We start from the raw sequence: 9,987 nt of genomic DNA on the forward strand, positions 1-9,987 counted from the left end.
ATGCCCGGCGCTCGTCGCCGGCCGGGCATCCGCCCCGGACAGGCGAGCCTCACCTTGCTGGCGGTGAACGGGGGACGGGACAAGACTTGAAGCATGTCCCGTCTGTTCGCCGCCGTACGGCGGTATCCGCTCGTCGCCGCGACCATCGTGCTCGGGGTGGTCGGAATCGGGCTCGCCCTCGCCGGCTTCGCCGACAGCCTGGCCTGGCTGTTCGGCGGTTTCGGCCTGTTCGTCGCCGCGATCTCGGCCGTGGGCATGGTCAAGCAGCTGCGCCACGGCAGTTTCGGCGTCGACCTGCTCGCGATCACCGCCATCGTCGCAACGGTGCTCGTCGGCGAGTACGTCGCGACCATCCTGATCGTGCTGATGCTCACCGGGGGCGCCGCCCTCGAAGACTTCGCCGTGAACCGTGCCAAGCGCGAACTCAACGCCCTGCTCAACCGGGCACCGCAGATCGCGCACCGCCTGAGATCCGCAGATGACCTGGCCGACGTCGAGGACCTGCCAGCCACGGCTGTGCAGCCGGGTGACCTCCTGCTCGTGCGCCCGGCCGAGATCGTTCCCGTCGACGGTGTGCTCGAGTCCGCCAGCGCGGCCTTCGACGAGTCCTCGCTGACCGGGGAGAGCCTCCCCGTTGAACGCAACAAGGGCGAGGGCATCCTCTCGGGGTCGATCAACGGCCAGGCCGCCGCCACCATCCGCGCAACCGCGACCGCGGCGAACAGCCAGTACCAGCAGATCGTGGCCCTCGTCGAGGAGGCCTCCGCGAGCAAGGCACCCGTCGTCCGGCTCGCCGACCGGTACGCGGTGCCGTTCACCGCGGTCGCCCTGTCCCTGGCTGCCCTCGCCTGGATCCTGACCGGTGAGCCGGTCCGCTTCGCCGAGGTGCTCGTCGTCGCCACCCCGTGCCCGCTGCTGATCTCTGCTCCGATCGCGTTCATGGGAGGCATGAGCCGCGCGGCGCGCAACGGAATCATCGTCAAGGGCGGCGGGGTGCTCGAAGCGCTGTCCCGCGCCAGGACCATCGTCTTCGACAAGACCGGAACCCTGACCCACGGCACCCCCGCCATCGCCAGGGTGCTGCCCGCCGCCGGCTTCGACGCCGACGAGGTGCTGGCGCTCGCCGCGTCCGCCGAACAGTACTCGTCACACGTGCTCGCGGCATCCGTGATCGCGGAGGCTCGCAGCCGCGGCCTCGAGCTCCTCGCGACCGCGACGGCGAGCGAGGTGCCTGCACACGGCGTCGTCGCCAGGCTCGACGGCCGCGAGGTGACCGTGGGCAAGCTCTCCTTCGTGGCGGAGACCGCGCCGGCGGCCGTCGCCGCCCCGCTCGACGGCGGGGAACTCGCCATCTACGTCGCCGTGGACGGGAGCTTCGCCGGCAGCATCGTCGCGAGCGACCAGCTGCGCGGCAATGCCCGCCAGACGATCGACGCCCTCGGGGAGCTCGGAATCCGCAACACGGTCATGCTCACCGGGGACGCCCGGCCGACGGCCGAGCACATCGCCGCGCTCGTGGGAATCACGAACGTCCAGGCCGACTGCCTGCCTGTCGACAAGGTCGAGGGCGTGCGGGCGATCACGGAGCGTCCGGTGATCATGGTCGGCGACGGTGTCAATGACGCTCCCGTGCTCGCGGTGGCGGATGTCGGCATCGCGATGGGCGCGCGCGGCGCGACCGCGGCGAGCGAGTCAGCAGACGTCGTCATCCTGATCGACGACCTCTCGCGCACGGCCAGGGCGGTCGCGATCGGGCAGGACACGATCCGGATCGCGTTGCAGAGCATCTGGATCGGTATCGCGCTGAGCCTGGTCCTGATGGTCTTCGCCGCGTTCGGGCTGATCCCGGCGACGATCGGGGCGCTCCTGCAGGAGCTCGTCGACCTCGCGACGATCCTCAACGCGCTCCGTGCGATCGGCGGGCGGCGGGATGCCGCGCTCGCTGCCGGGAGCGTACCGGTGCACCGCGAATCAGCGACGGCGCTCGCGCGCTGAGCCGCGGCATCCGCCCGCGCGGCGACACCGCCGCGACGGCCTAGCCTGAGTAGATGCGCCTCTTCCGCCCCCGCACGCCGCCCACAGGGGCGGATGGGCAGCCGCGACTCTCCCGGGACGTGCTCGTCCTCGGCGTGATCGCCTTCTTCGTCATGGTCGGTTTCGGCGTCGTCGTCCCGGTGCTCCCGGTCTACGTGCGCAGCTTCGGCGTCGGCAACCTCGAGATCGGCGCGGTCGTCTCCGCGTTCGCGCTGATGCGGTTCGTCGCGAGCCCGTTCTGCGGGCGCCTGATCGACTGGGCGGGGGAGCGGACCATCCTCGCGGCGGGCATCGGCATCGTCGCACTCTCGAGCGGGCTCGCGGGCATCGCCCAGAACTACCCGCAACTGCTCCTGTTGCGCGGGGCAGGAGGCATCGGCTCGGCGATGTTCACCGTCTCGGCGATGACGCTCCTGCTCGGCTCGACTGCTCCGGGCATCCGCGGCCGCGCCATCGGCTTCTATCAGGGCGGGTTCCTGCTCGGCGGCATGGCCGGCCCCGCCCTCGGCGGCCTGCTCGCGACGATCTCGCTCACGGCGCCCTTCTTCTTCTACGCCGGCACGCTCGCGATCGCCGGTGTGCTCGGGCTGCTACTGCTGAGCCCCGGTTATCGCAACGCGACGGCGGATGCGTCCGGCGCGTCGGCGCCCAGGGTCCCGTTCCGCGCTGTGCTCGCCGACCCCCGGTTCCGGGCCGCGTGCCTGGCCAACTTCGCGCAGGGCTGGACCTCGTTCGGTGTGCGCAACGCGCTGATCCCTGTGCTCGTCGTCGAGGTGCTGCGCGGCCCCAGCTCCTGGACCGGTGTGGCCTTCGCTGTCGCGGCGGTCGCCCAGACCCTCGCACTCGCGCCCGCGGCCCGCTTCGTCGACACCGTCGGACGCCGCCCGGCGATCATCGGAGCCTGTCTGCTCGCCGCCGTGACCATCTTCGCGGTGCCGTTCGCGCCGAACATTGTGGTCCTCACGGTGCTGCTCTGCGTCTACGGCGTCGCGTCGGCGTTCCTCGGTACGGCTCCCGCCGCCGCGGTCGGCGACGCAGCGGGGGCAGGTGGCGGACGCCCGGTCGCGGTCTTCTCGATGTTCTCCGACTTCGGCGCGATCATCGGCCCGCTCGCGGCGGGCCTGCTCGCCGATTCCGTCTCGTACCCGGTCGCGTTCGGTGTCGGTGCGCTGTTCTTCCTCGCGACGAGCGCCCTCGCCCTGCGGATGCCGCGCGAGACTCGGGCGGTCCGTCCCGCCTGACCGCCCGGACGCGAGCGAGCTAGCGCAGCTCGGCGCGACCGGAGAGGACGCCGCTGACCGTCGCGACGACCGCGAAGACGCCGCCGATGATCGGCAGGCCCATGTCCCACCACGCGATCGCGGCGGCGCCGAACACCGCGATCTCGATGATCGCCTTGCCGAACGGGTCAAGCCGGAAGACGGCCTTCGGCGACCGGAACAAGGCCCAGAGGACGATCGCGAACGCGGGGGCGACGATGCCGACGAGCAGCGCGGGCCACGGGAACGGCCAGGTCGTGAAGCCCCAGACCGCGAGGGTGACGAACGCGAACAGTTCGAGCAGGAACCGCAGAACGTCGTTGAACCCGATCTTCGGCAGGGCACGGGAGTCAGTCACCCGCCCATCTTATCGATCGCGCGCCGCGGCATCCGGCGGCAGGGCCACGGGTGGCCTGGTGCCGAATTCAGGAGTTGAGCCCCAATCGGGCCGGATTAGGCCGGATTCTGCCCGGATTCGGGGCCAACTCCTGAATTCGGAACACCCCGGCGGGGTCTGGGGCCTGGCGGATGCCGGCGGCTACTTGAAGATGATCGTCCGGGCCCCGTCGAGCAGCACCCGGTGCTCGGCGAACCAGGTCACCGCCTGCGTGAGGGTGCGGCTCTCCTCGTCCTGGCCGATCGCGACGAGCTCGGCCGGCGTGCGGGAGTGGTCCACCCGGACCACGTTCCTGCTCGATGATCGGGCCTTCGTCGAGGTCGCGCGGTGACGTAGTGGGCCGTGGCACCGATCAGCTTGACCCCGCGCGCGTGGGCCTGCTTGTACGGGTTCGCACCCTTGAACCCCGGCAGGAACGAGTGGTGGATGTTGATGGCCCGGCCCTCGAGGACCGCGCACAGTTCAGGGGACAGGATCTGCATGTACCGCGCGAGCACGACGAGCTCGATGTCGTTGTCCTCGATAGCCTCGATCACCCGGGCTTCGAAGGCGGCCTTGCTCGCGGCATCCGTGATGGGGAGCGATTCGAACGGCACCCCGTAGAAGCCGACGAGGTCGCGCAGGGTGCCGTGGTTGCTCAGCACCAGCGGGATCTCGATCGGCACCTGGCCGCCCCGGTGTCGGAAGAGCAGGTCGTTCACGCAGTTGCCCGCCGTCGAGGCGAGCACGAGGGTGCGGAGCGGGCGGCCGACGACGTCGATCACCGACGTCATCGCGTAGCGCTCGGCGACGGGTGCGAGCGCCGCCGTGAGCGCCTCGCGTGAGGCGGGAGTCTCGATCTGGAGTCGCATGAAGAACCGGCCGGTGTCGGCGCTCGTGAACTGCTGGCTCTCGGTAATGTTGCCGTGAGCCTGCACGATGGCGCCGCTCACGGCGTGGACGATGCCCGGCTGGTCGACGCAGACGAGGGCGATGACCCAGTGGTGGTGTGCGGGCAGCGGAGTGGAACTAGTCATCCGTCTAGGCTATCGGCTGCTGTCAGGCTGTCGGTTAGGCTGGATGCGGCCGGCACAAGCGACAGGCCCCGGGCGCGCACGCTGCGCGCACACGATCCGGCTGGCGCCGGCCCGGCCCCGCGCGGGCTGCAGGCCCAGCCCTCTGTGAGCACACCCATGTCCCTGACTTCGCCGATCGAGCTGCCCCGCTTCGATCCCGCCAACTCCGCCACCGCGCACTCCGACCGCCCCCGCACCGGCTCGGTCGCCTCGACGCCTCCTGCCCGCTTCCCGTGGATCGGGCTGCTCGCCCTCTCCGGTGCCGTGTTCCTCTCCGTCACCAGCGAGATGCTGCCGACCGGCCTGCTCCCGGAGATGAGCGGATCGCTCGGAGTGCCGCAGTCGCAGACGGGCCTGCTTGTGAGCTGGTTCGCGTTCACCGTCGTGCTCACGAGCACGCCGCTGGCCCTGCTCACGAAACGGCTGCCCCGGCACGGACTCATCGTGTTCGTGCTCCTCGTTTTCGCGCTCAGCAACGTGCTCACCGCGCTCGCCCCGAGCTACGAACTCGTCGTCGCCACCCGGGTGCTCGGCGGCCTCGCCCACGGCCTGTTCTGGGGCGTCGTCGGGGCGTACTCCGCCCACCTCGTGCCCAAGGAACAGATCGGTCGGGCGATCTCGATCACGATCTCCGGCGGCACCCTCGCCTTCGTCTTCGGCGTGCCGCTCGGGACGGCGGCCGGGCATGCGCTCGGCTGGCGGCTGTCCTTCGTGCTGCTCGCCGTGCTCATGCTCATCGGCGCGGCCCTCGTCTGGCGGTTCCTGCCGAAGGTCGAGCACTACGTCTCCCCGCCGCGCGGCGACCAGGGCGTACCGGCGCAGGCAGCGGATGCCGCGGTATCCGCCCCCGATGCCCCGGACGCGAGCGCTGCGCCGCTCGAGACCACGTCAGCAGCCGTGACCGACCAGGCAGCCGTGACCGACCCGGCCCCGACAGCAGCCCCGCGCCCCCAGGCGCCCGCGCGCCGGGACCCCACGATCGCTCCCGTCGCCCTGATCTGCGTCATCGCAGCCCTGATCATGATCGGTCACTACTCCTTCTACACGTACATCGCGCCGTTCCTGATCGACGGCCTCGGGGTCGATCCGTCCGCGATCGCTCCGTTCCTCTTCGCCTACGGGATCGCCGGTGCCGTCGGACTGCTCCTCAGCGGCACGGTGTTCGCCGCCCGGCCCCAGCTCGGCATCGTGCTCGGCCTCGTCGTGAGTGCGGTCAGCGTCTCGGCGCTGAGCATCTGGAGCGGCATGCTCCCGGTCGCCATCGTCGCGTTCCTGCTTTGGGGCATCGCGTTCGGAGCGCTCCCCGCCCTCCTGCAGACCCGGCTGATGCACACCGCCTCCCGTCGCATCCGCGACACCGCGAGCGCTTTCTACACGACCGCGTTCAACACCGGGATCGGCGGCGGCGCCCTCCTCGGAGGGATCCTCCTCGAACGCTCGGGCATCACGTCAGTGCCGTTCGTCTACGTCGGGATCCTCGTCGCCGCGCTCGTGCTCGTGCTGGTGAGCCAGCTGGTGATCCGCCGCCGCTCGGCCGCGTAGCGCGGCATGCGGTGCCGCGTGCCTAGCCATGTGCGTAGCCGCGTGCGTCCCGCCGTGTGCCTCCGCGTGCGTCCCGCCGTGCGTCGACGCGAGCGCACCGCTGTGCGCTCCCGCATGCACTCCTGCGAGCGGATGCGCCGACTCGCGCACCCGGCGCACGGATGCCTCGAGGGCCGTCACGGCGACCGTGGTGGCGGGAGGCGGCGGCCGCACCGGTATTTCCGCCACCGCGTAGATGCTGCGGGCGGCGGCCCGCCGGTTGCTGCCCCTGACCCAGTCGGTGAAGTAGATCTTCGGCAGGATCTTGGCGACGGCCAGGACCACGTAGATGACGGTATTGATCCCGACGAAGGCCGAGAAGACGGCGAAGAACTCTGAGGCGAGGATCGTGTCGGGCAGCAGGATGCCTGCGGGCACCTGGCTGAGGACGTGGACCGGCATCAGGCGGCGCTCCCGGTTCCGACCTGCCTGCTCGCGTGTTCCCAGTCCGCCTGCCTGCCGAGGGTGATGTCGACGATGCCCTTGACGTAGACCACGTTCAGGAACATGTCGAAGCAGAGTTCGGGGAGCACGGTGACCGCGAGCAGGCGGGCCCGCCAGCCGCCCTTCCACACGGTGACCACGCGTTCGGTGACGAAGACGAGGCCCAGGCAGAGCCAGAACGGGAACCAGATCCAGGTGCTGACCGCGAGCAGGGTCAGCACCATCAGCGACAGGAACGAGGTCAGGGCGATGACGCTGTACCCGATGCCGAGTTGCTGCGCCCAGTAGCGGAGGGTCGCCGGGGTCAGGCCGTAGGTGCCGATATTCTCGAGGGCGCCGCGTTGCCAGCGCAGGCGCTGCTGCCAGAGCGCGGGGAGCGTCGGCATCAGCTCCGTCACCACGGTGCACTGGGTGGGGGAGGTGATCAGTCCGCCGAGGGACTTCAACGCGAGGGTCAGCTCGTTGTCCTCGGTGAGCGCGTACGTGTCGTAGACGTCGCCGGGCACCCCGGGAATGGTGACACCGCGGTTCTCGGCCACGGACCGCAGCGCGAGGGGCCGGAACAACGACGCCGTCCCGGTCAGGACGAAGACGCGGCCGCGCCGCCTGGCGAGTTCCCGCGAGTAGCGCACGTATTCGTTGCGCTGCAGCAGTCCGAGCAGGCCGAACCCCGGCTCCCCGTAGAAGAGGCCCCCGATCGCCATCAGGGCGCGATCGCTCGTGAACCGGGTGACCGCCTCGGCGAGGAAGCCGTCATCGAGCGCGGTGTCCGCGTCCATGATCATGACGACGTCGTTGTCGAGCTGTCCGGGCAGGACCCGTTTGAGGGCCTGGTTCAGGGCACCCGCCTTCTTCTGGGTGTTGCCCACGGATTCGACGACCTCGACGCCGTGTGCACGGGCGATGGTGACGGTGTCGTCGGTGCAGTTGTCCGCGACGACGATGACGCGCTCCGGCGGATGCGACTGGGTGAGAAGGGAGGCCAGGGTCACAGGGAGCGACAGGGCCTCGTTGTGAGCCGGGATCAGCACGGTCACCGTCACGGGCCCGGCGAAGACTCCTGCCGGCGGGACCATCACGATCTTCGGTGCGAGCGGGGTCAGGTGCGCGTTGGAGGACCGTCGGGACCGGTTCGTCGCGCGGCGTTCGAGCAGGGCGATGCCTGCGGCGAAGAGCACGGAGAGGGCGATGGCGCCGAGGATCGCCCGGGGCCCGGCGCGCTCGGGTCGTACGACACCGGGAGCACGCCGAAGAGCACGATCCGGGAGGGGGCCGCACCGGGGCGTGCTCGCCGGAGGCGACCAGGAACCAGAGCACGGCCGCCGCGCCCGTGGCGAGTCCCGCGATGACGAGGCCCACCGCCCGGCCCAGTTGTTGTGCCCCCATGCATCAGATCGTATCGGGCCGTGCGGAAGATTGTGCACAATATCGCGTGGTACCGCAGTGTCCCGGCGGGTGCGGTGCGGTGCGGCGTGGTGCGGTTTAGCGGGGAGGCCGCCCGGTCCCGTTCTCGTCGGCGAGCGGCCGGTTCGCCTTGATCGGGAAGGCCCCGGTCTTGCCGTCGCGGGCGAGCGCGATCTGCAGGATCCGGCCGCGGCACGCATACCAGCCGACCACGAGCGCCGGGATGATCACGATCAGGGAACTGATCGTGAGCGTGCCGACCGGCCAGTCGAAGGCCATCAGCACGAGAACCGTCGCCAGGAACCCGAGGCTCGCATAACCGGTGTATGGAGCCCCGAACAGGCGGAACGCCGGCCGTTTCAGGATCCCGCGCTTCGCCCAGGCCTGCAGGCGCAGCTGGCAGAGCACGATCATCCCCCACGCGCTGATGATCCCGATCGCCGCCATGTTGAGCACGATCTCGAACGCCTCATCCGGCACGATCGCATTGAGGCCGACACCGAGCAGGGTGACGAAGCCCGTCAAGAGGATGCCGCCGAACGGCACCCCGGTCCGGCTCACCTTTCCGGCGAAGCGCGGCGCCGATCCCGCGAGCGACATCGACCGGAGGATCCGTCCCGTCGAGTAGAGGCCGGCATTGAGCGACGACAGCGCCGCGGTCAGCACGACGAGGTTCATGATCACGTCGACCCCGCCGACGCCGATGCTGCCGAAGAACGTCACGAAGGGGCTGACGCCTGCCTGGTACGCGGTGTACGGCAGCAGCAGCGAGAGCAGCAGGATCGAGCCGACGTAGAAGACCGCGATGCGCACGATCACGGTGTTGATCGCCTTGGGCATCACCGTCTCCGGATGGGCGGTCTCTCCGGCGGTCGTGCCGACGAGTTCGATCGAGGCGTAGGCGAAGACGACGCCCTGCACGACGACGATCGAGGCGAGCACCCCGTTGGGGAACCAGCCGCCGTTGTCCGCGATCAGGCTGAAGCCGGCCTCCTGGCCCGGGATCGGGGTGCCGAAGATCACCATCCAGGTGCCGACGAGCAGGAAGGACACGATCGCAACGACCTTGATCAGCGCGAACCAGAACTCGAGCTCGCCGAAGACGCTCACCGACAGCAGGTTGAGGCACAGCACGACCGCGAGGGCCGTCAGCGCGTAGAGCCACTGCGGCACGCTCCCGAACGGCGCCCAGTACTTGGCGAAGAAGTTCATGTACAGCGCGACGGCGGTGACATCGACGATCGCCGTCATCACCCAGTTGATCCAGTACAGCCAGCCGGTGACGAACGCGGCCTTCTCGCCGAAGAATTCGCGCGCATACGAGACGAAGGAGCCGGACGACGGGCGGTGCAGGACGAGCTCGCCGAGTGCGCGCAGGATCAGGAACGCGAAGAACCCGCAGATCGCGTAGACGAAGACGAGGGAAGGACCCGCTGAGGCGAGCCGGCCGCCGGCGCCGAGGAAGAGCCCGGTGCCGATCGCGCCGCCGATCGCGATCATCTGCACCTGCCGGCCCTTGAGCCCCTTGTGCAGGCCCGCATCCTCGTGCACGCTCGTCGCATCGTGGATGTGCTCGAGCGGCGTCTCGACGGGCAGGCCGTGGTGCCCGTGCTCGTGAGGCTGCGCTGGCTCTGCCTCAGCCCCTGACCCGGTCGGATCGGGGCGTTGCGGCCCCCGGATGGCACTCGTCATGGGGGCACTTCCGATCCAGTTGCTTTTCGCCCACCCTACCCGTGGGGCGCCGGCGCCCCTAACAGGGTCCGTCCACCGGGCACTCGGTAGACTGGTTTTCCGTACCCCTGACCCGAGAAAC

7 protein-coding genes and 1 pseudogene are annotated in these 9,987 nt (G+C 70.1%); 3 read left to right on the forward strand and 5 right to left on the reverse strand.

Translation table 11 applies throughout. The annotated features are described in order from the left end of the window. Positions 1-93 precede the first annotated feature (93 nt). Positions 94-1,995 carry a heavy metal translocating P-type ATPase gene (locus tag RGU41_RS20000; protein ID WP_322137200.1) on the forward strand — a complete coding sequence of 634 codons (1,902 nt, stop codon included), beginning with the start codon at positions 94-96 and terminating at the stop codon, positions 1,993-1,995. A 53-nt stretch (positions 1,996-2,048) separates the two neighbouring features. Further along, the gene (locus tag RGU41_RS20005; RefSeq protein ID WP_322137201.1) at positions 2,049-3,275 is read left to right on the forward strand and encodes an MFS transporter; all 1,227 of its coding nucleotides are present in this window, start codon (positions 2,049-2,051) and stop codon (positions 3,273-3,275) included. A 19-nt stretch (positions 3,276-3,294) separates the two neighbouring features. Here RGU41_RS20005 and RGU41_RS20010 read toward each other — a convergent pair whose 3' ends face one another. Both RGU41_RS20010 and purU read right to left on the reverse strand, forming a co-directional pair. After that, positions 3,295-3,651 (reverse strand): YrdB family protein, encoded by a 357-nt coding sequence (locus RGU41_RS20010; RefSeq protein WP_322137202.1) that lies wholly within the window; start codon positions 3,649-3,651, stop codon positions 3,295-3,297. 180 nt (positions 3,652-3,831) lie between these two features. After that, positions 3,832-4,706 (reverse strand): annotated as a pseudogene (gene purU, locus RGU41_RS20015) (formyltetrahydrofolate deformylase). Between the two features lie 156 nt (positions 4,707-4,862). On the opposite strand from purU, the gene RGU41_RS20020 reads away from it, so the two are divergent. After that, complete coding sequence (locus RGU41_RS20020) at positions 4,863-6,287, forward strand: MFS transporter (RefSeq protein WP_322137203.1); 1,425 nt, start codon at positions 4,863-4,865, stop codon at positions 6,285-6,287. Here RGU41_RS20020 and RGU41_RS20025 read toward each other — a convergent pair. The 3 genes from RGU41_RS20025 to RGU41_RS20035 all read right to left on the reverse strand — a co-directional run bounded on the left by RGU41_RS20025 (position 6,195) and on the right by RGU41_RS20035 (position 9,866). Next, on the reverse strand, positions 6,195-6,728 hold the full coding sequence (locus tag RGU41_RS20025; RefSeq protein WP_322137204.1) for a hypothetical protein: 534 nt from the start codon (positions 6,726-6,728) through the stop codon (positions 6,195-6,197). The genes RGU41_RS20020 and RGU41_RS20025 overlap by 93 nt on opposite strands. Continuing rightward, the gene (locus RGU41_RS20030) at positions 6,728-7,948 is read right to left on the reverse strand and encodes a glycosyltransferase family 2 protein (protein WP_322137205.1); all 1,221 of its coding nucleotides are present in this window, start codon (positions 7,946-7,948) and stop codon (positions 6,728-6,730) included. The genes RGU41_RS20025 and RGU41_RS20030 overlap by 1 nt, the downstream gene beginning before the upstream one ends. Before the next feature lie 304 nt (positions 7,949-8,252). Continuing rightward, positions 8,253-9,866: an amino acid permease gene (locus tag RGU41_RS20035; RefSeq protein ID WP_134449985.1), complete on the reverse strand. Its 1,614-nt coding sequence runs from the start codon at positions 9,864-9,866 to the stop codon at positions 8,253-8,255. Between the last annotated feature and the right edge of the window lie 121 nt (positions 9,867-9,987).

Source organism: Cryobacterium sp. 10C3 (assembly GCF_034314285.1).
Taxonomy (GTDB): Bacteria; Actinomycetota; Actinomycetes; order Actinomycetales; family Microbacteriaceae; genus Cryobacterium; species Cryobacterium glucosi.

What these genes read in the sequence shown, in the direction of transcription:
- RGU41_RS20020 (WP_322137203.1), top strand. Translation starts at nt 4,863, where the DNA reads ATGTCCCTGACTTCGCCGATCGAGCTGCCCCGCTTCGATCCCGCCAAC.
- RGU41_RS20035 (WP_134449985.1), bottom strand. Translation starts at nt 9,866, where the DNA reads ATGACGAGTGCCATCCGGGGGCCGCAACGCCCCGATCCGACCGGGTCA.
- RGU41_RS20005 (WP_322137201.1), top strand. Translation starts at nt 2,049, where the DNA reads ATGCGCCTCTTCCGCCCCCGCACGCCGCCCACAGGGGCGGATGGGCAG.
- RGU41_RS20000 (WP_322137200.1), top strand. Translation starts at nt 94, where the DNA reads ATGTCCCGTCTGTTCGCCGCCGTACGGCGGTATCCGCTCGTCGCCGCG.
- RGU41_RS20025 (WP_322137204.1), bottom strand. Translation starts at nt 6,728, where the DNA reads ATGCCGGTCCACGTCCTCAGCCAGGTGCCCGCAGGCATCCTGCTGCCC.